This is a genomic window from Plantactinospora mayteni (assembly GCF_016862935.1).
Classification (GTDB): domain Bacteria; phylum Actinomycetota; class Actinomycetes; order Mycobacteriales; family Micromonosporaceae; genus Plantactinospora; species Plantactinospora mayteni.
In genome coordinates this window covers 1-25,056 of the sequence record NZ_BONX01000058.1, presented here as the reverse complement: position 1 = coordinate 25,056, position 25,056 = coordinate 1, and the positions used below count along the sequence as shown (strand labels likewise).

Annotated in this window: 19 protein-coding genes, 20 tRNA genes and 1 pseudogene; 12 read left to right on the top strand and 28 right to left on the bottom strand. The window is 70.9% G+C overall.

All coding sequences use genetic code 11. From position 1 onward, the window contains the following. Positions 1–59: 59 nt before the first annotated feature. The 3 genes from Pma05_RS36680 (at position 60) to Pma05_RS36670 (ending at position 3,453) form a co-directional block, all read left to right on the top strand. Positions 60–1,517, top strand: coding sequence for a DedA family protein (locus Pma05_RS36680; protein WP_203862121.1), 1,458 nt, complete (start codon positions 60–62; stop codon positions 1,515–1,517). Between the two features lie 48 nt (positions 1,518–1,565). Beyond that, the gene (locus Pma05_RS36675) at positions 1,566–2,429 is read left to right on the top strand and encodes a lytic transglycosylase domain-containing protein (RefSeq protein ID WP_203862120.1); all 864 of its coding nucleotides are present in this window, start codon (positions 1,566–1,568) and stop codon (positions 2,427–2,429) included. Between the two features lie 151 nt (positions 2,430–2,580). After that, positions 2,581–3,453: a peptidoglycan recognition protein family protein gene (locus Pma05_RS36670; protein ID WP_203862119.1), complete on the top strand. Its 873-nt coding sequence runs from the start codon at positions 2,581–2,583 to the stop codon at positions 3,451–3,453. A 132-nt stretch (positions 3,454–3,585) separates the two neighbouring features. On the opposite strand, the gene Pma05_RS36665 is transcribed toward Pma05_RS36670, so the two are convergent. Both Pma05_RS36665 and Pma05_RS36660 read right to left on the bottom strand, forming a co-directional pair. Beyond that, complete coding sequence (locus Pma05_RS36665) at positions 3,586–4,641, bottom strand: NAD-dependent epimerase/dehydratase family protein (RefSeq protein WP_203862118.1); 1,056 nt, start codon at positions 4,639–4,641, stop codon at positions 3,586–3,588. A 233-nt stretch (positions 4,642–4,874) separates the two neighbouring features. Then, positions 4,875–5,651 carry a GntR family transcriptional regulator gene (locus Pma05_RS36660; RefSeq protein WP_203862117.1) on the bottom strand — a complete coding sequence of 259 codons (777 nt, stop codon included), beginning with the start codon at positions 5,649–5,651 and terminating at the stop codon, positions 4,875–4,877. 232 nt (positions 5,652–5,883) lie between these two features. On the opposite strand from Pma05_RS36660, the gene Pma05_RS36655 reads away from it, so the two are divergent. Both Pma05_RS36655 and Pma05_RS36650 read left to right on the top strand, forming a co-directional pair. Next, positions 5,884–6,456, top strand: a complete 573-nt coding sequence (locus Pma05_RS36655) for an ArsR/SmtB family transcription factor (protein ID WP_203862116.1) — start codon at positions 5,884–5,886, stop codon at positions 6,454–6,456. A 94-nt stretch (positions 6,457–6,550) separates the two neighbouring features. Continuing rightward, on the top strand, positions 6,551–7,840 hold the full coding sequence (locus tag Pma05_RS36650) for an MFS transporter (protein ID WP_203862115.1): 1,290 nt from the start codon (positions 6,551–6,553) through the stop codon (positions 7,838–7,840). On the opposite strand, the gene Pma05_RS36645 is transcribed toward Pma05_RS36650, so the two are convergent. Continuing rightward, positions 7,821–8,024, bottom strand: a complete 204-nt coding sequence (locus Pma05_RS36645; RefSeq protein ID WP_203862114.1) for a cold-shock protein — start codon at positions 8,022–8,024, stop codon at positions 7,821–7,823. The two genes, Pma05_RS36650 and Pma05_RS36645, sit on opposite strands and share 20 nt — an antisense overlap. Positions 8,025–8,245: 221 nt before the next feature. On the opposite strand from Pma05_RS36645, the gene Pma05_RS36640 reads away from it, so the two are divergent. Further along, entirely contained in the window at positions 8,246–8,854 is a 609-nt protein-coding gene (locus Pma05_RS36640) for a DedA family protein (protein ID WP_203862113.1), read from the top strand. A 317-nt stretch (positions 8,855–9,171) separates the two neighbouring features. Beyond that, a complete protein-coding gene (locus Pma05_RS36635; RefSeq protein ID WP_203862112.1) occupies positions 9,172–9,423 on the top strand; it encodes an SCO4848 family membrane protein in 252 nt (83 codons plus the stop codon). A gap of 271 nt (positions 9,424–9,694) precedes the next feature. On the opposite strand, the gene Pma05_RS36630 is transcribed toward Pma05_RS36635, so the two are convergent. From Pma05_RS36630 to Pma05_RS36510, 25 genes are all read right to left on the bottom strand, one after another. Beyond that, positions 9,695–9,777 (bottom strand) — tRNA-Tyr (locus tag Pma05_RS36630). A gap of 1 nt (position 9,778) precedes the next feature. Continuing rightward, positions 9,779–9,855: transfer RNA gene (locus Pma05_RS36625), tRNA-His, on the bottom strand. Between the two features lie 19 nt (positions 9,856–9,874). Beyond that, a tRNA-Val gene (locus tag Pma05_RS36620) sits at positions 9,875–9,947 on the bottom strand. Between the two features lie 25 nt (positions 9,948–9,972). Beyond that, a tRNA-Glu gene (locus tag Pma05_RS36615) sits at positions 9,973–10,046 on the bottom strand. Positions 10,047–10,053: 7 nt separating this feature from the next. After that, positions 10,054–10,126 (bottom strand) — tRNA-Val (locus tag Pma05_RS36610). 2 nt (positions 10,127–10,128) lie between these two features. Next, positions 10,129–10,200: transfer RNA gene (locus Pma05_RS36605), tRNA-Met, on the bottom strand. A 2-nt stretch (positions 10,201–10,202) separates the two neighbouring features. Next, positions 10,203–10,275 (bottom strand) — tRNA-Lys (locus tag Pma05_RS36600). 13 nt (positions 10,276–10,288) lie between these two features. After that, positions 10,289–10,371: transfer RNA gene (locus Pma05_RS36595), tRNA-Ser, on the bottom strand. Positions 10,372–10,774: 403 nt separating this feature from the next. After that, positions 10,775–11,518 (bottom strand): DUF7873 family protein, encoded by a 744-nt coding sequence (locus Pma05_RS36590; RefSeq protein WP_239313860.1) that lies wholly within the window; start codon positions 11,516–11,518, stop codon positions 10,775–10,777. A gap of 78 nt (positions 11,519–11,596) precedes the next feature. Further along, positions 11,597–11,667, bottom strand: a tRNA-OTHER gene (locus Pma05_RS36585). A 6-nt stretch (positions 11,668–11,673) separates the two neighbouring features. Continuing rightward, a tRNA-Arg gene (locus tag Pma05_RS36580) sits at positions 11,674–11,748 on the bottom strand. A 6-nt stretch (positions 11,749–11,754) separates the two neighbouring features. Further along, positions 11,755–11,840, bottom strand: a tRNA-Ser gene (locus Pma05_RS36575). A gap of 23 nt (positions 11,841–11,863) precedes the next feature. Next, positions 11,864–11,936: transfer RNA gene (locus Pma05_RS36570), tRNA-Leu, on the bottom strand. 168 nt (positions 11,937–12,104) lie between these two features. Then, positions 12,105–12,179: transfer RNA gene (locus tag Pma05_RS36565), tRNA-Leu, on the bottom strand. Positions 12,180–12,185: 6 nt separating this feature from the next. Then, positions 12,186–12,256, bottom strand: a tRNA-Gln gene (locus tag Pma05_RS36560). A gap of 35 nt (positions 12,257–12,291) precedes the next feature. Further along, complete coding sequence (locus tag Pma05_RS36555; protein WP_239313859.1) at positions 12,292–12,732, bottom strand: HNH endonuclease; 441 nt, start codon at positions 12,730–12,732, stop codon at positions 12,292–12,294. A gap of 79 nt (positions 12,733–12,811) precedes the next feature. Continuing rightward, positions 12,812–12,884: transfer RNA gene (locus Pma05_RS36550), tRNA-Gly, on the bottom strand. A 9-nt stretch (positions 12,885–12,893) separates the two neighbouring features. Continuing rightward, positions 12,894–12,967: transfer RNA gene (locus Pma05_RS36545), tRNA-Leu, on the bottom strand. A gap of 3 nt (positions 12,968–12,970) precedes the next feature. Next, positions 12,971–13,057: transfer RNA gene (locus Pma05_RS36540), tRNA-Gln, on the bottom strand. A 13-nt stretch (positions 13,058–13,070) separates the two neighbouring features. Continuing rightward, positions 13,071–13,141: transfer RNA gene (locus tag Pma05_RS36535), tRNA-Gly, on the bottom strand. Positions 13,142–13,152: 11 nt separating this feature from the next. Then, positions 13,153–13,225, bottom strand: a tRNA-Glu gene (locus Pma05_RS36530). Positions 13,226–13,438: 213 nt separating this feature from the next. Further along, positions 13,439–13,511: transfer RNA gene (locus Pma05_RS36525), tRNA-Trp, on the bottom strand. A 413-nt stretch (positions 13,512–13,924) separates the two neighbouring features. Continuing rightward, positions 13,925–14,728, bottom strand: coding sequence for an alpha/beta fold hydrolase (locus Pma05_RS36520; RefSeq protein WP_203862110.1), 804 nt, complete (start codon positions 14,726–14,728; stop codon positions 13,925–13,927). Between the two features lie 64 nt (positions 14,729–14,792). After that, complete coding sequence (locus tag Pma05_RS36515; protein WP_203862109.1) at positions 14,793–15,446, bottom strand: MBL fold metallo-hydrolase; 654 nt, start codon at positions 15,444–15,446, stop codon at positions 14,793–14,795. A gap of 46 nt (positions 15,447–15,492) precedes the next feature. Beyond that, positions 15,493–16,248 (bottom strand): maleylpyruvate isomerase family mycothiol-dependent enzyme, encoded by a 756-nt coding sequence (locus Pma05_RS36510; RefSeq protein ID WP_203862108.1) that lies wholly within the window; start codon positions 16,246–16,248, stop codon positions 15,493–15,495. Between the two features lie 208 nt (positions 16,249–16,456). Between Pma05_RS36510 and rsgA the strand changes: the two genes are divergently transcribed. The 5 genes and pseudogenes from rsgA (at position 16,457) to Pma05_RS36485 (ending at position 24,588) form a co-directional block, all read left to right on the top strand. Beyond that, positions 16,457–17,527, top strand: a complete 1,071-nt coding sequence (gene rsgA, locus Pma05_RS36505) for a ribosome small subunit-dependent GTPase A (RefSeq protein WP_203862107.1) — start codon at positions 16,457–16,459, stop codon at positions 17,525–17,527. Between the two features lie 143 nt (positions 17,528–17,670). Next, positions 17,671–20,613, top strand: a pseudogene (gene uvrA, locus Pma05_RS36500) (excinuclease ABC subunit UvrA); the annotation flags it as partial. 317 nt (positions 20,614–20,930) lie between these two features. After that, positions 20,931–21,419: a Rieske (2Fe-2S) protein gene (locus Pma05_RS36495; RefSeq protein ID WP_203862106.1), complete on the top strand. Its 489-nt coding sequence runs from the start codon at positions 20,931–20,933 to the stop codon at positions 21,417–21,419. 88 nt (positions 21,420–21,507) lie between these two features. Continuing rightward, complete coding sequence (gene uvrC, locus Pma05_RS36490) at positions 21,508–23,445, top strand: excinuclease ABC subunit UvrC (protein WP_203862105.1); 1,938 nt, start codon at positions 21,508–21,510, stop codon at positions 23,443–23,445. 177 nt (positions 23,446–23,622) lie between these two features. Continuing rightward, a complete protein-coding gene (locus Pma05_RS36485) occupies positions 23,623–24,588 on the top strand; it encodes a hypothetical protein (protein ID WP_203862104.1) in 966 nt (321 codons plus the stop codon). Positions 24,589–25,056: the final 468 nt, after the last annotated feature.

Below are 25,056 nucleotides of genomic sequence, written 5' to 3'. Positions count from 1 at the left end.
ATAGCTGTGCCATCACCCCACCCGGCTGGCATGCTGGCCGGGGTGTTCGGGGGGTCGCCGTGCAGGATGTGTTGACGGTGGTGCGGGAGTTGCCACCGGTGCTCGTTTATCTGGCCGCCGCGCTGCTGGTGGCCACCGAGACGGCGCTGATCGTCGGCCTGGTGATGCCGGCCGAGGCGACCCTGCTGCTGGTCGGCTTCCTCGCGTACACCGGGATGCTGCGGCTCGGACCGGCGCTGGTGGTGATGATTCTCGCAGCCGTCGTCGGCGACGCGCTGGCGTTCCGCAGTGGGCGGCGGCACGGTCCCCGGCTCCGGGCCGGCCGCTGGGGGAGCCGGGTCGGGGCGCAGCGCTGGGCGAGGGCGGACGCGATGCTGGCCCGGCTGGGCGGGCGGGGTGTCTTCGCGGCCCGCTGGGTGGCCTTCGCCCGGACCCTGGTGCCCCGGCTGGCCGGCAGTGCCGGGATGCCGTACCGGCGGTTCGCGCCGTGGAACCTGGGCGGGGTGCTGACCTGGGTCGGCGGCTCGGTGCTGGCCGGCTATCTGGCCGGGGAGTCGTACGAGACCGTCTCCCACTTCCTCGGCAGGGCGACCGGTGCCGTACTGCTGCTGATCGTCTTCATCGTGGCCATCGTGCTGGTCGGCCGCTGGTTGGGCCGGAACCCCGATCCGGTGCGGTCGCTGCTGTCCCGGGCGATCGCCCGGCCGCCGCTGCGCTGGCTGGCCCGGCGGTACGGGGTGCTGTTCTTCCTGTTGTCGATGCACATCGGGCCGGGCTGGACCCTGCTGGCGAACCTGGTCGCCGGGTTGGCGCTGCTCTTCGTGACCGGGCTCACCCTGGCCTGGCTGCTCGACCTGGTGATCACGCACAGCGGGCTGTCGGTGGTCGACAGCGCGATAGCGGAGTGGTTCGCGTCCCGGCGTACCGACGGGGTGGCCGAGTTGGCGCACGGCGCGATCGGCGCGTTGCGCGGGCCGGTGCTGATCCTGGTGGTGGCGCTGGTCGCCGCGGTGGTCGGCTGGCGTACCCGACCGTGGCGGGTCGACCTGCTCAGCGTGCTCGGTACGGCCGGCGCCTTCGTACCGCTGCTGGTGTTGCTGCTGGTCAGCGACGTCACCGGGCCGACCAGCGGTGCGCCGGTGCGGCTGCTGCCGGCCCAGAACGCGGTGGTCGCGGCCAGCCTCTGCACGCTGGCCTGGCTGCTGGCCCGGCAGAGCCGCTGGCCGATGGCGGTGGCGGCCTGGACGGTGGCGGCGGTCGGGGTGGTGACCGTCGGGGCGGCCCGGCTCTACGTCGGCTGGAGTTCGGCGAGCGAGACGGTCACCTCGATGCTGCTCGGGGTGCTCTGGACCGCGGTCTTCATGGTCGCCTGGGCGACCCGGGACCGCGCGGTACGCGCCGCCGGAGCCCCGGCCGGGCCGTCGACGGCAAACCGGCCCGAGCCGTCCGGAGGCGAGGCCGAGCCGTCCGGAGGCGAGGAGACCGCCCCGGCCACCCGGGTGGTCGATGCCCCCTGAGCTGTCGGTGTGCCTGTTATGGTGCGCCGGGAGATCTGGGGGGACTCGATGACTGAGTGGCGACGCAGGACGGGGCTGCTGTCGGGAGTGGTGGTCCTGGCGCTCGCCGCCGTGGTCGGCTGCGCCAACGGCGAGCCGGGAGGCGAGGGCGGTACGACCACGGTCGCGGCGGAGACCGACCCGTCCGGCGCCGCGGAGCCGGGCGCGGACGGCGAGCCGTCGACCGAGCCGGAGCCGCCGGCCGTGGCGGGGCTCGGTGTCCGGCCAACGCCGTCGGCGACGCCGAAACGTACCCCGAGCAAGAAGCCGGGGCCGCGCAAGGTGCCGAAGCCGCCGACCGAGACGAAGCTGCCCCCGCCGCCGCCGAAGCCCGAGGCCGGCTGCACCAAGCCGCGCTACGAGGGGACCCAGGCCAGCCGGGCCCAGGTCAAGCAGGCGCTGACCGAGGCGGCCGGCCGGACCTACTGGCCGAGTTCGGCGCCGAGCATCCGGGTGCCGGTCGACCTGGTCAAGGCGACCGCCTGGCAGGAGAGCGGCTGGCAGTCGAACATCATCGCCTGCGACGGCGGGGTGGGGCTGATGCAGGTCATGCCGGACACCGCGGCCTTCGTCAACCAGCGCTTCGACCAGTCGTACGACATCGACGCCTACCGGGACAACGCCACGCTCGGCGCGAACTACCTGGCCTGGCTGATCAAGTACATCGGGGACGCCTTCTTCGAGAGCGACTACGGGGTCTCCGCCGACGACTGCACCAGCGAACTCAACTCCTGCCTGCTGAACGCGGTGATCTCGGCGTACAACTTCGGGCCGGGGGCGGTGGTGACCGACGACGGGTTGAAGATCCCCAACCCGCAGTACGTCCGCAACGTCCGAGCGCTGATGACGGAGTGTGAATGCCTGGCCTTCTGAGGTCGGCGGCCGGCTAACCGGTCCCCTCCCGACCTCGGGTGGGTTGACCATTGCTTTTGGTCAGATTGGCAGCTTGGACGACTGGACTCCGGTTGATGGCGCGGATACGGTCAGTAGTGAACGCCTGCCTCCGAGTCAGGAGGGCTGATCGATGCGACTGCTGTGGCTCGCCGACGTGCTCCGGTCCGCCGGTCTCACCGTGCACGAGGTCGGCGGTTGGCGAAGTCGCGGCTCCACCTCCTTCGATCCACACGGGATCATGTGCCACGAGACCCGCGGCTCACTGCGCTCCACCGACGCCGGCGAGATATACGTCCTGCTGCACGGCTCCGCGACGGCGCCGCCGCCGATAGCCCAGCTCTACCTCTCCCGTACCGGGCACTGGCACGTGATCGCCTCCGGCCGGTGCAACCACGTCCGGGTCGGCTGGGCCGGGCCGTTCAAGGGAGTCGGCAACTCCGGCCTGATCGGCATCGAGGCGCAGCACGCCCTCGGCGAGCCCTGGACCAACCGGCAGTACGACTCCTACGTGCGCGGCGTCCGGGCGCTGCGCGACCGTACCGGTTGGGGGATCGCCGGCCACAAGGAGCACCAACCGGCCGGCTACGGGCACCCGAGCGTCAAGACCGACCCGAGCTTCAACATGAACCAGTTCCGGCGCGACGTCGCCGCATCGTCCGGAGGGGAGAACATCATGCCGGCACTGTCCGATCAGGAGCAGGAGCAACTGCTCAAGTTCGCCAAGGACAACAACTACCTGCTCTGGCACGGCGCGCAGAAGCCGGACGGCAGCGGGCGTACCGACATCCGGCAGCATTTCTACAACATCGAGGGGATCCTGACCGAGGTCAAGGCGAACCAGATGACCATGCTCGGCAAGGACTGGGTCGACGAACAGCAGATCATCGACGGCGTGCTCAACGGGCTGGGCTCGAAGGACCTCGACGACGCGGCGACCGCACTGCGCGCGGCGTTCGGCGACCGGATCGGCGAGCTGGCCGCCAAACTCACCGCGACCACCTGACTCGGGCCCGTCCGTCCGACTCCGCCAGCCCGTCCATCCGTCCACTGTGGGCGCCCTGGGCGGCGGGATGTCCCGGCGGCCCGGTCGAGCGGGCGTGCGGCGGCGCAGTCAGCCGGGCGTGCGGCGGCCCGGTCAGTTGGGCGTGCGGCGGCGCAGCCAGGCGTCCTCGGCGAGGTAGTCGAAGTAGTCGGTGCGGTAGTTCTGCGCGAGGTCGGGAAAGACCGTCCGCCAGTCCCGGCCGTGCGCGGCGTCCACCAGCCACCGTACGGTCTCCGGCAGCGAGTCGAGATAGCTGGTCACCGGACGGTAGCCGAGCTGGCGTTCCGCCAGGCTCATGTCCAGCACCACCGGATACGGGCTCGACCATGGCGTCTCGCCGACCGGCGGTGCCGGGGAGGGGCCGTCGATCAGTACCTCCTCCGCGCCGTGGTCCAGCACCGCGTGCACGGCGGCGCCGATCTCGCGTACGGTCGGCGGCTCCGGGTCGCCGGCGTTGAGTACCCGAGCCCCGGGCTCGGCGGCGGAGAGCCGGATCAACTCGGCGAGGTTGGCCGTGGAGACCGGGTGGAACCGGCTCTGCCCGGCGTACGCCAGCACCCGTACCGGCCGGTTGTCCAGGGCGCGCTTGACGAAGTGCCACTCGCGGGGGTGCACGGTGTGCGGCCCGTGGATCGCACCGGCCCGCAGCAGGGTGGTCGGCAGGACCGCCCCGGCGGCGAGCAGTTCGCGCTCCAGGGCCGCCTTGCCGGCCGCGTACGTGTCGCCACCCGGCTTCGCGTCCGCGTCGAGTGGCGCGACGGTCGGCTGGGTCTCGGCGATCGGCACCGGGAACCGGACCCCTTCGGCGCCGAAGGCCCGCCCCGCGTCGTCCTGGTAGACCGCGACGGTGGAGACGACCACGGCCGAGCCGATCCGGTCGGCGAGCAGGAGCAGTTGGCGGGCGTGCCGGGCGTCGTACGCGACGGTGTCCACCAGTACGTCACAGCCGTCGCCGACCGCGACCGCCAACCCGGCGTCGTCCTCGCGGTCCAGCGGTACCAGTTCGACGTTCCAGTCCGGCGGCCAGGGCGCTCCGGCCCGCAGGCCCCGGGCGGCGGCCCGGACGTGCCAGCCGTCGGCGACCAGGGCGCGGACCGCGGCCCGGCCGACCTGCCCGGTGGCGCCGACGACCAGGGCGAGCTTCTCCATACCGTCACGCTAGATCCGCCGCGTCGACCCCGGCGAGCGCTTCAGCTATCAGCCGAACCGTGCCGCCGGTCGATGCGTGCTGCCGACCGGATGTCCGAGCCCGGTCGATCGGTCGAGGATCGCCCGCCGGCCGGCGGTGACCCCGCGCCTACCCGGTTGGCCGCCGGGGAAACTGCCCGGGGTGGTCACGCCCGGCGGCCCGACCGTCGCCGGTCGGCGGTGTGCTGCGGGGGTCAGCGGGTGACCAGGGTCATCTCCACCGAGTAGCGGGCCGCCAGGTAGGCGTGCGCGCCGTATTCGACGGCGCGGCCGGCGGAGTCGTAGGTGGTGCGCCGGATGGTCAGCACGGTGCTGCCCCGGGACACCCCGAGCAGCCGGGCCTCCCGGGCCAGCGCCGGCCGGGCCGACACCTGTTGGTTGGCCAGTTGCAGGGTCACGCCCTGGCGGCGGAGCAACTGGTAGAGACCGTGCTCGCCGAGCCCGGCCCGGTCCACGCTGACCAGTGCCGGCGGCAGGTAGTTGCGCATCACCGCGAGCGGCTGGCCGTCGGCCGAGCGGAGCCGTTCGACGGCGATCACCTCGGTCCCCTCCGGCACGCCGAGCGCGGTCGCCTCGTCGGGACCGGCCAGCACCCGGTCGAGCTGGAGCACCTCGGTCGAGGGTCGCCGCCCGGCGCTGGCGAGGTCGTCGAAGAGGCTGGTCAGCGCGAGTGGCCGGCGTACCGGCCGGGCCATCACCACCGTGCCCAGGCCCCGGCGGCGGACCAGCAGCCCCTGCCGGACCAGGGTCTCGATCGCCTTGCGCAGGGTCGGTCGGCTGACCGCGAGCTGGTCGGCGAGTTCGATCTCGTTGTCCAGCCGGCCGCCCGGCGGCAACGTGCCGGCGGTGATCGCCTGCTCCAGTTGCTGGGCGATCTGGAAGTAGAGCGGCATCGGACTGTCCCGGTCGATGACGACACCGTCCAGGGAGACCTTCTCACCGCGTGCACCCGCGAGGACCACGACGGTCATCGTACGGCATCGTGCTGAGGTGAGGTTGTCACTATGTATTGACAAAGATTGACGTCGACGGGGATGTGTCGGCGCTGGACAGCGCGGCGGCGACCCGGGGCGGCGTACGAGCGGGGGAAGCACGACCAGCGCGACGCACGAGCGGGGGAAAGCGCGACCGGCGCGGCTACCTGCAACCGTAGTTGTGCAATAGCTCTTGTGCAATCTCTCTTGTGCATGTCAGCCTGGGGGCATGAACAGAGAGGTCCGCCAGATCACCGACTCCCGGGTGCTGGCCGCGATGTCCCATCCGCTCCGCCGCCGCCTGATGGACGTGCTCAAGGTGCACGGCCCGGCCACGGTCAGCACGCTGGCCGAGCGCACCGGGCAGGCGGTGGCGAACGTCAGTCACCACCTGAAGGTGCTCGCCGCCGCCGACCTGGTGGCCGAGGCGCCTGAACTGGCCAAGGACCGCCGGGAACGGTGGTGGCGGCTGGTCTCGGCCGGACTGCGCTGGTCCAGCGCCGACTTCGCCCATGATCCGGCCAGCGAGGCCGTGCAGCAGGCCGCCGTGTCGCTCAACCTGGACCGTCAGGTCGGCCTGGTCCGGGACTGGCACGCCGCCGGTGACGACGAGCGGGCCGCCTGGGACGAGGCGCCGTTCTCCACCGACCGCTGGCTGCGGCTCACCCCGGCCGAACTGGCCGAGTTCGAGACCGAACTCCTCGCCCTGCTGTCCCGGTGGGCCGACCGCGAGCTACCCGACGACGGGCAGGCCCGCGAGCCGGTCTTCTTCTTCGCCCACGGCATCCCGGCCCAGCCGTGAGAACCGGCCCGGCGAGCCCGTCCGCCAGCCCGGTCAGTCGGCCCGGGTCGGCGCAGCGGACCCACGACGCCGGCGAGCGAGGCGAGGAGACGCGATGAGCCTGCTCCGGCAACGGGACTTCCGGCTGCTCTGGATCGGCCAGGCCGGCAGTACCTTCGGCGCCAGCGTCACCAGCGTGGCGCTGCCGCTGGTCGCGGTCGCCACCCTCGGCGCCAGCACCTTCCAGGTGGCGCTGCTGACCGCCGCCGCGTGGCTGCCCTGGGTGCTGATCGGACTGCCGGCCGGCGCCTGGGTGGACCGGCTGCGCTGTCGGCCGGTGATGGTGACCTGCGACCTGGTCGCCGCGCTGCTCTTCGCCAGCGTGCCGATCGCCGGCTGGCTCGACGTACTCACCATCGGGCAACTGCTGGCCGTCGCGCTGGCCGGCGGCACGGTGAGCGTCTTCTTCAACACCGCGTACCAGGTCTATCTGCCTACCCTGCTGGACCGGGCCGACCTGGCCGAGGGAAACGCGAAGCTCCAGGGCACCGAGGCGGTGGCCCAGGTGGCCGGCCCGGGCGCGGCCGGCCTGCTGGCCAGCCTGGTCGGTGCGGCGACCGCGCTGCTGGCGGACGTGCTCGGCTTCCTCGGCTCGGCCGCCTGCCTGCTGGCGATCCGGCGCAGGGAGCCACGCCGGGTCGCCGATCCCGCCGGGGGCCTCGGCCGGCAGATCGCCGAAGGGGTACGGTTCACCGCCCGCGACCCCTACCTGCGGGTGATCGCCGTCTGGGGTGCGGCCAGCAACCTCGGCCTGATCGGCTACCAGGCGATCCTGGTCGTCTTCCTGGTCCGCGAGGTAGGGCTGGGCCCGGGTACGGTCGGCGGCCTGGTCGCCGTGATGAGCCTCGGCGGGGTCGTCGGCGCCGCGATCGCCACCACGCTGTCCCGGCGCCTCGGCAGTGCCCGCGCGATGCTGCTCTGCGCCCTCGGTGCGGAACCGTTCGCGCTGCTGATCCCGATGACCGCCCCCGGTGCCCGGCTCGGCCTGCTGGTGCTGGCCGGAGTGGTGATCGGCACCGGAGTGGTCGCCGGCAACGTGATCAAGTCCGGCTTCCGCCAGGCGTACGTGCCACACCGGCTGCTCGGCCGGGTCAGCGTGACCATGCAGGTGGTCAACCTCGGCACCCTCCCGCTCGGTGCCGTGCTCGGCGGCGCCCTCGGTACGGCGCTCGGCCTCCGCCCGGCGATGTGGGTCATCACCGGCGGGCTGGCGTTGAGCGGGCTGATCCTGCTGACCGGTCCGCTGCGTAAGCGCCGTGACCTGCCCGAATCGCAGCAGGGCACGGAGCTGCCGGCACCGGCCGGCCCGGCCGGTGCCGAGCTGGTCAGCGCGGCTGGACGTTAGCCGCCTGCGGGCCCTTCTCGCCCTGGGTCACGTCGAAATCGACCTTCTGCCCCTCGTTCAGCTCGCGGTAGCCGGACGTCGCGATCGCGGAGTAGTGGACGAACACGTCCGGCCCTCCGCCGTCCTGCTCGATGAAGCCGAAGCCCTTTTCCGAGTTGAACCACTTGACGGTTCCGCTTGCCATGGGTGTCTCCTTAGCGGCGCGCCCGGTGCGTGGCGTGCCCTGTACGTCACCGACAGTAGCGTCCCGAGGTGCTCGGTGCGGGCGGAAGTCGGGAGTCGTACAAACCTCCGGCCTACGCCGGACGGTGGAGTCACCCCTAGATCGAGTCAGGGTCGCCCACGCCGCTTACCAGGGCTCGACCCGGATGTCCGGGCGGCCGTTCCGACCGTAACGTTCCTGACGTGGCGGACTGGCTGGATCAGGTGGGGGAACTGCCGCCGGGGGTCTTCCTGGCGGTGCTCGGCGGTGTCATGATGCTGGACGCGATTCCGCTGCTCGGCGTACTCGTGCCCGGCGACGTCGCGGTACTGGCCGCGGTGGGGGTCGGGCGGCCGGCCAGTGTGGGGGCGTTCCTGGCGGTGATCGGCGGCTGCCTCGGCGGCTGGTCGCTCACCTTCTTCGCTGGCCGGCGGTTCGGCGCCCGGTTGCGGCGCAGCCGTACCGGGGCGTGGATTGGGGAGGCGCGCTGGTCGGCTGCCGAACGGATGCTCGGCAGTGGCGGGGGCCGGATGGTGATGGTGGCGCCCTTCCTGCCGGTACTGAACGCGCTGCTGCCGCTCGCGGCGGGTGGGCTGCGGATGTCGTACCGGCGGTTCCTGGGCTTCGCGGCGGTCGGCGCGGTGCTCTGGGCCGGGCTCTACATGGTGCTCGGCATCGTGGCCCGGTCGGTCGGCGGGCTGCTGCCCGGCGAGTCGTTCGCGCTGCTGGGCACGGTGGCCTTCGGGATGATCTTCGGCGGCCTCGTCCTGCTCGGCGTACGTCGCCGACTCGCCTCGACGGTCCAGGGCTGACCAGGTGGGCTCGGTGGTCGGGGGGCTGACCGGGCGGCTGGTGGTCGGGGGGTGACCGGGTGGTGCCGGCCGGCTGTGGGTGGCTGGCCGGCGCCACCCCGGGGGGATCGCGGTCACGGGGGTGCCGGGACGGGCCGGGGCAACGGCCGGTTGGGGGCGTGGTCGCGTAGCCGGGTCGGACCGGCGGGCCGGTCAGGGGGTGACCGGTCCGCCGGTCCGGCTGTCGACTCCGGCGGGAACGTCGACCGGCGTTGACACCGGCCCGGGGGATGTCACCGGCCGGGGCCGGCCCTGCCCGGCTGGCATACTGGGCTGCCATGGTGTTGTCGCGGCGCTGGGCCGGTTTCCTGATCCTGGTCGGCGTGTGGACCTGGGTGATCTGGCCCCGGTTCGCCGTCGCGATCTGGAACGACGCCCGAGCCTGGTCGACCGGCGAGATCGGGCAGGGCAGCCCGACGAGCTTCCTGTGGGTGCACGCGCTGCTGATCGGGGCGTCCCTGGCGATCGGCACCGCGGTCGGCATACTCGGCGTACGCGCCTGGTGGGCCGGACGGACACCTCGAACCTGAGCCGGCCTCGGCGCTGGAACGTGGTGGGGCGCCGGCCGGCGTTCCCCCGTCACCACCACCGCCGGCCGGCAAGTCATGGGCCCCGGTGTCGAACCGGGCACACCGTCATTATGAGTGACGGCCGAGCAGCCAACGCCCGCGCCCATGGTGTCCACAGTGGATGGCATCGAGACCTCGCCGGGAGTCGAACCCGCATCACCCGCTTTGCAGGCGGGGCGCCCCACCGGGGACGAAACGAGGCGAGGAAGGTGCCCGACGACCGGGCTCGACGTGCGGGTGGGAGGACTCGAACCTCCTCAGCGCGAAGCACCTGTTCTACAGACAGGCCCGACTCTCCAGCGTCGGCGCACCCGCGTGGGGTGACTGGCGGGACTCGAACCCTGCGACCTCCGGATCCACAGTCCGGCGCTCTTCCGGCTGAGCTACAGTCACCATCGTGGCCGTTCGGCCGTACCCGGACCTGGGATCGAACCAGGGACCTCCTCGGTGTGAACGAGGCGCTGCCACCACTGAGCTATCCGGGTATCGCTCCCCAGGTGGGGAGTGGAGTAGCGCCGACGGGATTCGAACCCGCGAACTCCAGGGTGAAAGCCTGGCGACTCTTGCCACTCGTCCACGGCGCCATGTACGTGTTCCGAGCTGGACTCGAACCAGCGACCCTCGCGATGTCGACGCGATGCTCTCCCGACTGAGCTACCGGAACGGGGGCGGGACCGGGAGTCGAACCCGGGGCCTGCGGTTTATGAGACCGCCGCGCTACCACTGCGCCATCCCGCGAGTACGCCGCCAGGGACTCGAACCCTGAACCCACGCATTAAGAGTGCGTTGCTCTGACCATTGAGCTAGCGGCGTATGAAATGTGTTGAGGAAAGCGGAGGAGTCGAACCCCTGCCGTTGCCGACACCCCGGTTTTCAAGACCGGTCGCCCGCCACCGGGCGGCGCCTTCCGAGAGTTTGGCGGACCCCCGGGGTATGCCCGACCCCGGGGGCCCTGAAGTTCCACCCGTTCGCACGCCAGCGGCGTTTAAGCTCCACGATCAGCCTGCATTCGACGTGCTTTGCCATTAAGCGACCGCCGCAGGGAGAGCGGCAGACTGGACTCGAACCAGCATCCCGTCGAGATTGTCGTGGTCGGTAGATCTGGCGATCGGTGGGGGTGCTGAGCCTGGAGCGATAGTCTCAGCCTGCTCGGTGCCGGTCTGCCTCTGCCGGTTGGGCTACCTCGGCCCGAAGTGCCAAGGGGAGGATTCGAACCTCCACTGGAACCGTCACCGTTGATGAGTCTGACAGGTCAGCCTCAGTCTCGACGCATCTCGCGCCACCCCCCGCTCCACAGGGGGTGCCTGGGAGACTACCCGAACAGGTAGCCGAACACCTCGTCGCCGACGGTGTCGTCCTCGACGGTGCTGCTGTTCGCCTCCTCGCGGGCCACCTTCACCGCCTCCAGCAGCTTGTCGACCCGGCCGCGCAACACCTTGACCCGCTCGGCCGGCAGGGCGCCGGAGAGCTTCACCGTGGTCCAGGTGCCCACCGGTACGTCCTCGGTGTAGACCTCGACCTGCGCCGGGTGCTTCTCGGTCGCCTCGGCCTTCACGTGGTTGCGGTGCACCTTGCGCATCTTCTGCGTCTGGCTCGGCGTACTCGCGTAGCAGCCGCGGTCGGGGTCGAACTCCCACCGCTCCGCCGCGTCCAGGGTGGCCAGTCCGTCGACGAAGGTACGCAAGTCGACGAGCTGCTTCTCCAGGAAGAGCAGGTAGGTGACCGGTGCCTCCCGGACCAGCGTCCGGCCGTCGACCACCACGTCGGCCTTGGCGGTGGCGTTGCCAGTGTCCTGGAGGAACTGGAGGTCGAAGAGCCGGCCCATGGTGGCGGCGACCTCGTCGAGGACCTCCTGGACGGTGTACTGCACCCGGGTCGACTCCGGCGGCAACTGCTCGCGGATGTCGTCGGCGAACGGCTGGTAGGTCCGGGAGATGCCGGAGAGCGGGGGTGCCTTCTGGGTACGCCGGTGTGCGTCGGTGAGTTCCCGCTTGGCCTGCGGCTTGAAGCCCTGCACCAGCGCATTGACCTTGTGCAGTTCGGTGGGATTCGGCACCATGATCCTTTCGGTCAGCGTCGGGCAGACGATAGCCGTCGTCGCCAGGTACGGCGACCCGGTGTGGAAAGAGTTCAGTCGGGACGGCCGGACTTGAACCGACGACCTCCGCCCCAGTGCGGCGCGCTACCAAGCTGCGCCACGTCCCGATGTCGTACCCCTGGGAGGATTCGAACCTCCGCTCGACACGGCTTCGTAGGCCGCCGCTCTATCCGCTGAGCTACAAGGGCATGAAGCGGAAGGAGAGGGATTCGAACCCTCGCCGGGTGTGAGCCGGTCCGCCTTAGCGGGGCGGCGCCTTGGACCTCTCGGCCATCCTTCCGAACCGCGCCGACGGCGCGTACGTACCCGGAGCAGGAGTCGAACCTGCAACGCACCGGTTCTGGGCCGGCGGCCTCTTCCGTTGGGCTACCCGGGCATGAGTGAACCTTTTCAACCGCCCCTTGCGGTCCGTCAGACCGCAGGGTCGGACGCGGTGTGTGAGCGCTGCGGTTCGAGTTGAAGAAGGTTCAGTGGAGTGACGCGGGATCGAACCGCGCACGCGCAGCTTGCAAGGCAACACTGTGCACCAGCACCCACCCCGAAGTGCCCTCGGCGCGATTCGAACGCGCACGTGACCAGGCTCTCGACCTGGCGCCTCTACCAATTGGGCCACGAGGGCATCGCGCTCCCGGACAAGGATTCGAACCTCGATTTTCTGAGCCAGAATCAGATGTCCTACCGTTGGACGATCCGGGAATGGCGGCCGGCGGGGGAGAATCCGCCGGCCGCCGTCAGCGCCGGGTCAGCGCGGCCCAACCGGGTACCGTCGCCGCCGACCGCAGCACCATGCCCGCCTCGGCGGGGGTGCGGTCTGCCTTGCGCTGATTGCAGCCGTCGCAGGAGGCGACGGTGTTGGTCCAGGTGTTCCGGCCACCGCGGGAGCGGGGCAGGATGTGGTCGACGGTGCTCGCGTGACCGCCGCAGTAGCCGCACCGGCGCCCGTCCCGGGTGAGCACACCCGACCGGGACCAGGCCGGTCCCGAGCTGAAGCGCCACCTGGTGACGACGTACTTGACCAGTCGGACGACCGTCGGCACCGGGTAGACCCCGATCAGCCGGTCCGGTACGGCCTCGTGCACCTCGGCGACCCGCCGGACCAGCATCCGTACGGCGTGCCGGAGACTGACCCGGTGGAGCGGGCCGAGGTCGGCGTTGATGACCAGGACGTCCACCGGATACCCCCTTCTCTCGTCGATGTCACGGAACTCTCGTCAGGAAGCACCGTCACGGAACTCTCATCACGGTGCTCGGAGCGGCTACCGGGATTTGAACCCGGGACCTCCACCATGGCAAGGTGGCGCGCTACCAACTGCGCTACAGCCGCATGGGAAAATGCTCCGGGTGCGATTCGAACGCACACTGTGCGCGTTTTGAGCGCGCTGCCTCCTGCCGTTGGGCTACCGGAGCGGGTGGCCGGGGAAGCTGGATTCGAACCAGCACGAGCGTTACCGTCTCCCGGTTCAAAGCCGGGCATGTTGCCAGTTACACCATTCCCCGACGGGTCCTGCCGAGCGGCCACGGAGAATCGAACTCCGGTCCTCTGGGTGGAAGCCAGGCGCTCTGCCGTTGAGCTATGGCCGCGATGTCGTGCGTAGACCGTGCCGGAATCGAACCGGCCTTCTCCAGAGTGAGAGTCTGGCGAGATAACCACTACTCCAACGGTCCGGGCGGGGCGCTGCCGCCCCAGATTCAGCGTCCGGGACCCGAGAATCGAACTCGGTGTCTCCTGTACCCAAAACAGGCGGGTCAGCCGTCTCCCTCGCCCCGGATCCGCCCGGCCGGCACGGTGGTACGGCGCCGGCCGGGCATCATCAATGCCATCCACTGTGGAGTTTTCAACGTGGTACCGGTCCCGCCGGCCGAGGTCGGGGGAATAAGCAGGGGTGACAGGACTCGAACCTGCAACCTTCGGATTTGGAGGCCGCTGCGCTGCCAGTTGCGCCACACCCCTGTGTGGTGAGGACCCGTGTGGGCAAAAGAAACGCCGCCCGGTCCCGGGTCTGGGAGGGCGGCGTAGACGCGAGTGGAGTCGCGTTACGTCCGCCAGCCGCCCAGCTCGGCACATTCGCCGGCGCTTAGGTGGACGGGGCGCCCGGGCATGGCGTAGCCCGCCGAGGCGTACGGCTGCTGCCGCCACGCTCGCGATGAGGCCTGCCACAACATCGGATGCTCCCTGTCGTTCGCTGTCGATTCGGTGTCGGTTCTGTTGATCGCTGTGGTAACTACGGTAGGGGCCGCCCCGGCACGGAGCAACATCTTTTCGGCTTTTCCGCCGGACCATCGGTCGCCATGCCGGAAAATGCCTGCTCGGTGGCATTGCCGGCACCGGGGAACACCGCTGCTGGCATGGTCCACACCGGAGACTCAGCGGACCCGTTCGACCAGACGGGTCACCACGGCCGCCACCGCGTCGGGTGCCTGGGCCTGCGGGAAGTGACCCACTCCGGGGGCCAGCACCACCTCGGCACCGAGTTGTTCGCCGATCCAGTGGGCCTCGGCCGCCGGGTCCTTCCAGTCCACGTCGGCGGCGCCCATCACCACGACGGCGGGGGCCGACACCTCGGGCAGCCGTCGCCGGGCCGGCTCGTGCGAGGTGCGGGTGGTCCGCACGAAGGCCCGCCAGTGCCCGGGCCGGCGCAGGTTGTCGCGGACCCGGGCGAGGTGCTGCTCGTACCCCTCGGGCTTGGTGCCGGGCAGCCATTTCGGGTAGTAGCCGAGGAAGGCCGCCGGGCCCCAGGGCCGGACGAGCATGATCCGGAACAGCAGGTTCAGTACGGCGGCTCCGGCGGGATTCCGGACGAACGGGCCGAGCAGGGCGAGGCCGCGTACCTTCGCCGGGGCGTCGGCGGCGGCGATCACGGCGGCTCCGGCACCCATGGAGTTGCCGACCAGGTACGCCGACCCGCCGAGTTCGTCCATGAGCGCGAGCAGGTCGCTGGCGAGCGCGACGTCGTCGTACGCCGAGAAGCTGGCGTCGCTGTCGCCGTGCCCCCGGATGTCCATGACGGCCACCCGGTAGCCCGCCTCGACCAGCTTCGGCGCGAGCAGCCGGTACGACTGGCGCAGCTCGCCCATCCCCGATGCGCAGATCACCAGCGGACCGTCACCGTCCCACAGGTCGTACGCGATCCGCCCCTCCGGGCGGCGAAGGTAGCGGACGTCAGTCATAGCTTTAAAGCTACACTCATTAGCCAACCCGGCCAAGCGTCGACGCGTCCCGAGGGGACCGGGTTCACCAGCCCCGGGCGCGCCACTCCGGCAGCGACGGCCGCTCGGCGCCGAGCGTGCTGTCCCGGCCGTGACCCGGATAGAACCAGGTCTCGTCCGGCAGCCGGTCGAAGATCTTCTGCTCCACGTCGTCGATCAGCGAACCGAACCGCACCGGGTCACGGTCGGTGTTGCCCACCCCGCCCGGAAACAGCGAGTCCCCGGTGAAGAGGTGCGTACCGTCGATCTCGTCCCGATAGAGCAGCGCGACGGACCCCGGGGTGTGCCCGACGATGTGGATCACTTCGAGTTCGCAGTCGCCGACCCGGACCCGGTCGCCGTCGGCGAGCGGCTCGGAGGGGATCGGCAGCCCGTCCGCGTCGGCGGCGTGTACCAGCGACCGGGCCCCGGTGCTGGCCACCACCTCCTCCAGGGCGACCCAGTGGTCCATGTGCCGGTGCGTGGTGACCACGGCGGCCAGGCCACCGTCGCCGACCAACTCCAGCAGCCGGGGCGCCTCGTTGGCCGCGTCGACCAACACCTGGTCTCCGGTGGAGTTGCAGCGCAGCAGGTACGCGTTGTTGTCCATCGGGCCGACCGAGAGCTTGCTGACGGTGAGGCCGGTCAGCTCGCGTACGTCGGGTGGGCCGTCGGCGACGACGTCTCCGGTGTAGCTCATGTCGGGTGCCTCCGAGTGGGTCGGCGAAGCAGGGTCGGTCGGCGGATCAGATCCAGGCCGGCGGTGCCGGCAGTGGCCCGGTGGGCGTGACGACCAGGCCGGTACCGGTGCTCCGGCCGGTCAGCCAGCCGGCCAGCTCGTGCGCCGGGCCGGCGACGGTGCGCAGTTCCGGGCCGCTCTCCGAGGCCGGGATGCCGACCGGCCGGCCCCGACCGCTGTTGATAGTCAGGGGCTGCCCGGTCTCGGCCGGCAGCAGTACCAGGGCGAGTGGGTCGTCCCGCTCGGCCAGGTGGTGCACCACCTCGTGCAGCAGCCGCTGGCCGAACGCGTCCGGCCAGTCGGCGGTCCGGTAGCCGGCGGCGAGGTCGACGTGGTGCACCTCCACCTCGCGCAGCCGCCCCCACGTCAGGGCGGCGGCGGGCAGGATCCCCCGGGTGGAGCGGACCTGTGCGGCCCAGCCCTCGGGCGACAGCGCCCGGGCGGCCTCGGCGAACCGCTCCGCGCTGGCCCGCAGGTCGGCGAGGTGGACGGCGGCCGGCCGGGCCGCGCCGGCCGCGATGTCCGCGTTCCGGACCGCCAAGCTCGGGTACTGCGGGATCTCCTCGCCGGTACGCACCGAGGTCAGCAGGTTGACAAAGCCGTCGGCGTTCCGGGCGAGATGGGTGAGCACGTGTCCCCGGGTCCAGCCGGGAAGCAGGGACGGCTCGCCGATCGCCGCGTCGTCGAGCCCGTCCACGGTCCGGAACAGCCGGTCCGTCGCCCGGTTCACCTCGGGCAGCAGCGCGAGTGGGTCGATTGTCACGACTCACGACGATAGCGCTCGACGACCGGACCGTCCGCACACCGGTGGGCCGGAATTGGCTTTCGGTTCGGTCGGGCCAGCACCTACCGTCGAGGTCGTACCCGCAAGGCGTGAGGAGGTGGGATGCATGCCGGTCGCCGTGCGCGGGGCCACCGTTTCCACTTCTGGATTCGACTGCTGAATTCCACTCCTGACGACAAGGGTTGACATGACCTTCGACCTCGCGTCCCTCGGCTGGGACGCGTCACTGGCCGCGGCGTACCCGGAACGCGGCGACGAACTACGGCCCGGGCGGGTGGTCCGGGCCGACCGGGGAATCTGCACGGTGCTCGGTACACACGGCCCGGTTCGGGCCAGTCTCGGCGGCGGCGTCATGGTCGCGGCGGCCCGGGATGCGGTCAACCTGCCGTGTGCGGGGGACTGGGTGCTGGTCCGGGACTGGCCGGACCGGCGGCTCACCGTGGAGGCGGTGCTGCCCCGGCGTACCGCGATCGTGCGGCGTACCGCCGACAAGGACTCGACCGGCCAGGTGCTGGCGGCCAACGTCGACGCGGCGGCGGTGATCGAGCCGCTGCATCCGTCGCCGGACGTGGCCCGGATCGAGCGGCTGCTCGCGCTGGCCTGGGAGTCCGGCGCCACCCCGCTGGTGGTACTCACCAAGTGTGACCTGGTCGCCGATCCGGTGGCGGTGGCCAAGCAGCTCAGCCAGGTGGCGCCGGGCGTCGAGGTGCTGCCGGTGAGTGCCCAGCGCGGGACCGGGCTGGCCGGGCTGCGTCCGTGGATAGCCGCCGGCCGCACGCTGGCGTTGCTCGGACCGTCCGGTGCCGGCAAGTCGACGCTGGTGAACGCGCTGGCCGGCGCGACGGTGATGACCACCCAGGGGGTACGCGGGGTGGACGGCAAGGGCCGGCACACCACCACGCACCGGCAACTGATCCCGATCCCGGGCGGCGGCGCGGTGCTGGACACCCCGGGGGTACGGGCGGTCGGGCTGCTCGACGCGGCGGTCGGGCTGGACCGGGCGTTCGCCGACGTGGCGGCACTCGTCGCGGCCTGCCGGTTCGCCGACTGCGGGCACCGGGGCGAGCCGGGGTGCGCGGTCCAGGCCGCGCTGGAGACCGGCGAGCTGAGCCCTCGGCGCTGGGCGAGTTGGCAGAAGCTCCAGCGCGAGGTGGCGTACGAGACACACCGGCGGGACGCGCGGTTGGCGGCGGAGGAGCGGTACAAAGGGAGGCGGATTCGCAAGGAGCAGCGGAGTCGGGGCGGCCCGGGGCGTTGAGCTGCCGGGGCCCGGGGGCGTTGACCTGCGGGAATCTGCCGGTGCGGAAAACTGTCATACGCCGGGGCTAGAGTTGCCGAGGCGCTCCTCTGCGCCGATAAATCGGACAGAACATATCTTTTCTCCTCGGGAGTGCGCGGACAGTGGCCGACCGACTGATCATCCGTGGCGCGCGTGAACACAACCTGCGCGACGTCAACCTCGACCTGCCGCGCGACGCCATGATCGTCTTCACCGGGCTCTCCGGTTCCGGTAAATCCAGTCTGGCCTTCGACACCATTTTCGCCGAGGGGCAGCGGCGTTACGTCGAGTCACTGTCGTCGTACGCCCGGCAGTTCCTCGGCCAGATGGACAAGCCGGACGTCGACTTCATCGAGGGGCTGAGCCCGGCCGTCTCGATCGACCAGAAGTCCACCTCGCGCAACCCGCGCTCCACCGTCGGCACCATCACCGAGGTCTACGACTATCTCCGGCTGCTCTTCGCCCGCGTCGGCGAGCCGCACTGCCCGATCTGCGGCGAGAAGATCTCCAGGCAGAGCCCGCAGCAGATCGTCGACCGGGTGCTGGCGATGGACGAGGGCACCCGGTTCATGGTGCTGGCCCCGGTGATCCGAGGCCGCAAGGGGGAATACGTCGACCTCTTCGCCGAACTCCAGGCCAAGGGCTACGCCCGGGCCCGGGTCGACGGGGTGGTCTATCCGCTGACCGAGCCGCCCAAGCTGAAGAAGCAGGAGAAGCACACCATTGAGGTGGTGGTGGACCGGCTCACCGTCAAGGCGAGCGCCAAGCAGCGGCTCACCGACTCGGTCGAGGCCACGCTCGGCCTCTCCGGCGGGCTGGTACTGCTCGACTTCGTCGACCTGCCCGAGGACGACCCGCAGCGGGAGCGGCGCTACTCCGAGCACCTGGCCTGCCCCAACGACCACCCGCTGGCGATCGAGGACCTGGAGCCCCGGGTCTTCTCCTTCAACGCCCCGTACGGCGCCTGCCCCGAGTGCACCGGACTGGGCACCAAGAAGGAGGTCGACGCCGACCTGATCATCCCGGACGGGGAGCGGACGCTGCGTGAGGGTGCCGTCCAGCCGTGGTCCGGCGGGCAGACCCAGGAATATTTCCTCCGCCTGTTGCAGGCGCTGGGCGAGGCCGAGCACTTCGACCTCGACACCCCGTGGCGGGCGCTCTCGTCCCGGGCGCAGAAGACCATCCTGCACGGCTCGGGCGACCAGGTGCACGTGCGCTACCGCAACAAGTACGGCCGCGAGCGCTCCTACTACACCGGCTTCGAGGGCGCGGTGCAGTGGGTCGAGCGGCGGCACAACGACACCGAGTCGGACTGGTCCCGCGACAAGTACGAGGGCTACATGCGGGACGTGCCCTGCCCGGTCTGCCGGGGCAGCCGGCTCAAGCCCGAGGTGCTGGCGGTCACCCTCGGCGGCCGGAACATCGCCGAGGTCTGCGCGCTCTCGGTCGGTGAGTGCGCGGAACTGCTCGCCGGGATGACCCTCACCGACCGGCAGAAGATGATCGCCGAGCGGGTGCTCAAGGAGATCAACGCCCGGCTGCGCTTCCTGGTCGACGTCGGCCTCGACTACCTGTCGCTGGACCGGCCGGCCGGCACGCTCTCCGGCGGCGAGGCGCAGCGGATCCGGCTCGCCACCCAGATCGGCTCCGGCCTGGTCGGCGTGCTCTACGTGCTGGACGAGCCGTCGATCGGGCTGCACCAGCGGGACAACCACCGGCTGATCGAGACGCTGGTCCGGCTCAAGGGGCTGGGCAACACGCTGATCGTGGTCGAGCACGACGAGGACACCATCCGGACGGCCGACTGGATCGTCGACATCGGGCCGGGGGCCGGCGAGCACGGCGGCAAGATCGTGCACAGCGGTTCGGTGCCGGAGCTGCTGGCCAACACCGAGTCGGTGACCGGGGCGTACCTCTCCGGGCGCAGGTCGATCCCGACGCCGAAGGGGCGCCGGCCGCAGACGCCGGGCCGGGAACTGGTGGTGCAGGGGGCACGGGAGCACAACCTGCGGAACCTGACCGTGTCGTTCCCGCTCGGCCAGTTCATCGCGGTCACCGGGGTCAGCGGCTCGGGCAAGTCGACCCTGGTCAACGACATCCTCTACGCCGTACTCGCCAACCAGATCAACGGGGCCCGGCTGGTGCCCGGCCGGCACACCCGGATCACCGGACTGGAGAACGTCGACAAGGTGGTCGGGGTCGACCAGTCGCCGATCGGGCGTACCCCGAGGTCCAACCCGGCGACGTACACCGGGGTCTGGGACCACGTCCGCAAGCTCTTCGCCGAGACCACCGAGGCGAAGGTCCGGGGGTACGGGCCGGGCCGGTTCTCGTTCAACGTCAAGGGCGGCCGGTGCGAGGCGTGCAGCGGCGACGGCACGATCAAGATCGAGATGAACTTCCTGCCGGACGTCTACGTGCCGTGCGAGGTCTGCAAGGGTGCCCGCTACAACCGGGAGACCCTGGAGGTGCACTACAAGGGACGGACGGTCTCCGACATCCTGGAGATGCCGATCGAGGAGGCGGCCGAGTTCTTCTCGGCGATCCCGGCCATCCACCGGCACCTGAAGACCCTGGTCGACGTGGGCCTCGGCTATGTCCGGCTCGGCCAGCCGGCGCCGACCCTCTCCGGTGGAGAGGCGCAGCGGGTCAAGCTCGCCTCCGAGTTGCAGAAGCGCTCCACCGGACGCACGGTGTACGTGCTCGACGAGCCGACCACCGGGCTGCACTTCGAGGACATCCGCAAGCTGCTCGGGGTGCTGGACAGCCTGGTCGACAAGGGCAACACGGTGATCGTCATCGAGCACAACCTCGATGTGATCAAGACGGCCGACTGGCTGGTCGACATGGGCCCGGAGGGCGGGCACCGGGGCGGCACGGTGCTGGCCGCCGGTACCCCGGAAGAGCTGGCGGAGGTGCCGGAGAGTCACACCGGGCAGTTCCTCCGGCCGGTGCTCGGGCTGACCGGCCTGGCCCGGGGAGCGAGCGCGGCGACCACCCGGGCCGCCAAGGCCAACGGCACCGCCAAGGCCAACGGCACCGCGAGGGCCAGCACCGCGAAGGCCAGCGGCGGCACCGCGAAGGCCACCGGGAGCGCGCCGGTCAACAGCGGCGCGACCAGGGCAAACGGCGGCGCGGTCAAGGCCGGTGACGGCACCGCGAAGGCGGGCAGCGGCCGGGCCGGCGACGGTACGGTGAAGGGCGGCGCCGCCCGGGCGGATGCCACGGCCAAGACCACGGCCGCGAAGACCGGGCCGGCGAAGAGCCGGCGTACCGGGAAGTCCTGACACCGGACCCGGTTGAACCGGTTGGTGGATATATCCGTGTCTTCGGGCGTGGCCGCGGACGACCAGGAGCGCGGCGCCGAATAGGAAGGCTAGGTATGAGTGACGAACTGACCGGGCCGGGCACGCAGACCCGACGGGCGCTGTTGGCGGGTGCGGGGGCGGTGGGCGTGTCCGTGGTGTTGGCCGCGTGCGGCACCGGCGACGACGACGCGCTCGACGGCACCGGAAGCAGCCCGTCGGCCGGCGGCGCTCCGGCCCCCACCGGTTCGGCGAGCGCTCCGGCCGAGGGTGGCGGCGCCGCGGCGCTGGCCAAGAAGAGTGAGGTCCCGGTCGGCGGCGGCAAGATCATCGCTGACCAGCAGGTCGTGGTCACCCAGCCGACCGAGGGCGAGTTCAAGGCGTTCAGCTCGATCTGCACCCACCAGCAGTGCCCGGTGACCGGCGTGGACGGGGGCACGATCAACTGTAGTTGCCACTTCAGCAAGTTCTCCGTGGCGGACGGCTCGGTCAAGGGTGGCCCGGCCACCAAGCCGCTGGCCGAGAAGAAGGTCAAGGTCGACGGGGACAACATCGTCCTGGCCTGAGCCTGAGCCTGAGCCTGAGGCGCCTGGCGCGGCCGACTGTCCGTCGCCGCGCCAGGCGATGTCCCAGGCTCGGTCTAGGCTTGTCGGCGTGCCCGACCCCGCTACCTATCGCCCGGCACCGGGCACGATTCCCGACCTGCCCGGCGTATACCGATTCTGGGATCCCAGCGGCCGGGTGATCTATGTCGGCAAGGCCAAGAGCCTGCGCAGCCGCCTCAATTCCTACTTCGGCGACCTGTGGAATCTGCACCAGCGCACCCAGCAGATGGTCACCACCGCCGGCAGCGTGGACTGGGTCACCGTCGGCACCGAGGTCGAGGCGCTCCAGCTCGAATACAACTGGATCAAGCAGTACGACCCCCGGTTCAACGTGCGCTACCGGGACGACAAGTCGTACCCCTATCTCGCGGTGACGCTGGACGAGGAGTTCCCCCGGCTCCAGGTGATGCGGGGCGCCAAGCGCAAGGGGGTGCGCTACTTCGGGCCGTACTCGCACGCCTGGGCGATCCGCGAGACGCTGGACCTGCTGCTCCGGGTCTTCCCGGCCCGGACCTGCTCGTCCGGGGTGTTCCGGCGGCAGGCGCAGATCGGCCGGCCGTGCCTGCTCGGCGACATCGGCAAGTGCTCGGCACCGTGCGTCGGGCGGGCCTCGGCCGACGAGCACCGCCGGATCGTCGACGAGTTCTGCGACTTCATGGCCGGCCGTACCGACCAGATGGTCCGCCGGCTCGAACGCGAGATGGGCGAGGCCAGCGAGGCGCTGGAGTTCGAGCGGGCCGCCCGGCTGCGCGACGACATCGTGGCGCTGCGCCGGGCGATGGAGAAGCAGACCGTGGTGTTCGGCGACGGCACCGACGCCGACGTGGTGGCGTTCGCCGAGGATCCGCTGGAGGCGGCGGTCCAGGTCTTCCACGTCCGGGACGGCCGGGTACGCGGCCAGCGCGGCTGGGTGGTGGAGAAGGTCGAGGACCTGACCACCGGAGACCTCGTGCACCACTTCTGCTCCCAGGTCTACGGCGGGGCAGAGGGGGAGGGGGACGTGCCCCGCGAGCTGCTGGTGCCGGCGCTGCCGGCCGACGTCGACGCGCTGGCCGAGTGGCTGTCGGCGCATCGGGGCAGCAAGGTGGCCCTGCGGGTGCCGCAGCGCGGTGACAAGAAGGCGCTGCTGGAGACCGTGGCGCGCAACGCCGCCGAGGCGCTGACCCGGCACAAGCTGCGCCGGGCCGGTGACCTGACCACCCGCAGTGAGGCGCTGGACGAGATCACCGAGGCGCTCGGGCTGCGTACCGCGCCGCTGCGGATCGAGTGCTACGACGTGTCGCAGATCCAGGGCACCGACGTGGTGGCCAGCATGGTCGTCTTCGAGGACGGCCTGCCGCGCAAGAGCGAATACCGGCGGTTCGTGGTGCGCGGAGCCACCGACGACCTGTCGGCACTCTCCGAAGTGCTGCGCCGGCGGTTCGCCCGCTACCTCCAGGCCCGGGGCGAGACCGGGGAGATCGGCGACGAGATGGCCTCCGACCCGGACCGGCCCGGCATCGACCCGACGACCGGGCGACCGCGCAAGTTCGCGTACCCGCCGCAGCTCGTGGTGGTGGACGGTGGGCAACCCCAGGTCGCCGCAGCCGCGGCGGTGCTGGCCGAGCTGGGCATCGACGACATCGCGCTCTGCGGGCTGGCCAAGCGGCTGGAGGAGGTGTGGCTGCCCGGCGACGAGTTCCCGGTGATCCTGCCGCGCACCTCCGAAGGGCTCTATCTGCTGCAACGGGTCCGGGACGAGGCGCACCGGTTCGCCATCACGTTCCACCGGCAACGCCGCTCCAAGCGGATGACCGTCTCCGGCCTCGACCAGGTCCCCGGCCTCGGCGAGGTACGCCGCAAGGCACTGCTGCGGCACTTCGGCTCGGTCAAGCGGCTGTCGGCGGCCACGGTCGACGAGATCGCCGAGGTGCCAGGGGTGGGCCGGCGTACCGCCGAGGCGATCGTCGCGGCGCTGAATCCCACGGACGCTCCGGAACGTCGCTGAGTTCCTGATGCGGGTCGTGCCGTGAGTACGGTAGCGCTCGCGCAGGTGCCGGGTCTGGTCGCGCAACGCGTCGGTACGGTGTACGGCGGGGATCGGCGTGTCGGGGTGCAGCTTGCGGATCTGTTCGTGTTCCACCCCTGACGCGACCCGGCCGTGCGTATCCCGTTAGATGTCTGCGTGGCTGTGCGACTGGACATCGACGCGATCCGCAACGCCGTGGCGCCCGCGACCATTCAGGACGCGGGAACGCTGGTGGAGTCGGGACGACTGGGGGAGATTACGTCGTTCGGAGGCGGAGCCTCCTGCGTACTCGATCGGGGGAGTGAACCCGGATACGAGGTGTGGGTGGGAGTGGTCGGCGGCGAGTTCACCGCCGAATGCGACTGTGGCGGCGACCCGACCGATCCCGACGAGCTCTGTGTGCACGCCGTGGCGCTCACCCTCGGCGCACTCCGGGACGACTTCGTCTGGGCATCGGCGGCCACCCCACCATCACAGCTCGCGGTCGACCCCGAGGTACGCCGATTGGCCGAGATCGCGGCCACCGTACCGGCCCGTCGGCTGGCAATGCTGGTCGCCGAGCACGCGGTACAGGACCGACGCCTGGCAACCCGACTGCTGACGTACGCCGGACGGCTCGGGGCGCCGACCGACGCCGAGTTGGCCAACGTACGCCGGACCATCGACAACCTGGCGAACGAGGCGACGGCAGGGGAGTGGGAACTGCACGATGTCGTGAAGGCCGGTCAGTGGATCGTCGACGAGTTGGAACTCCTCGTTCAGCGCGCGGCCACCGACGGTGCCCTTGACGTGGTCGAGCATGCGGCTGAGGTCTGGGACGACCTGGCCAGTCACCTCTACGACGCGCACCACGGCTACGAAGACGAGGCGGAAGAGATCGGTGACGCCGTGCGTGCGGCCCACATCCGGCTCTGCGGAGCGTTGCGACCTGACCCTGACGACCTGCGAGACCGGCTGGCCGAGATCGTTACGGCGCCCGAGTTCACCTCGTGCCTCGACAGCCCGGAGGATTATCTTCCGCTGCTCGGTCCGGCGGGTGTTGCCGAGCTGCATGCCTCCGTCGGTGACAGAAACGTCCGTGGCCCCGCCAAGATCGCAGAGCGGCTACAGCAGGCCGAGTAGGCGGCGGAGACCGTGATCGACCTTTGCGGCGAGCGCTGACGCTATTCGGCCGTGTCGGTGACCAAACGCCGCCGGATCAGCAAATCGGATCCCGGTGTGTCGTCTCGGGTACGCCCGGTGCCGGGCGTACCCGGGAGACTTGGTTGTCGATGCTCGGGTGTTGGCGCCGCCGGGACGCTGCCAGTCTCTTCTCGACAAGCTCGGCCACCGCCTCGGCTACAGCGTTCTCCCCCGACCAGGGCGAGTTGTCGGCCGCGATGCCGGCGCGTTCGGTTACCTTGCCCAAGCGTGAACGCGTCCAGCCAGGGATACTCGCCGTGGCACAGACCGCGCTCCTACCGGCGAACCGGTCAGCGGGTGCACTCCAGCGCATGCCGGAGCGCCGGGTGCCGGATCGTGTTCGCCGGTACGCGCCTGGGCGCTCTGGGTACCGTGTCCGGTTCGATTTCATGATCGAGTCGGCTCGGC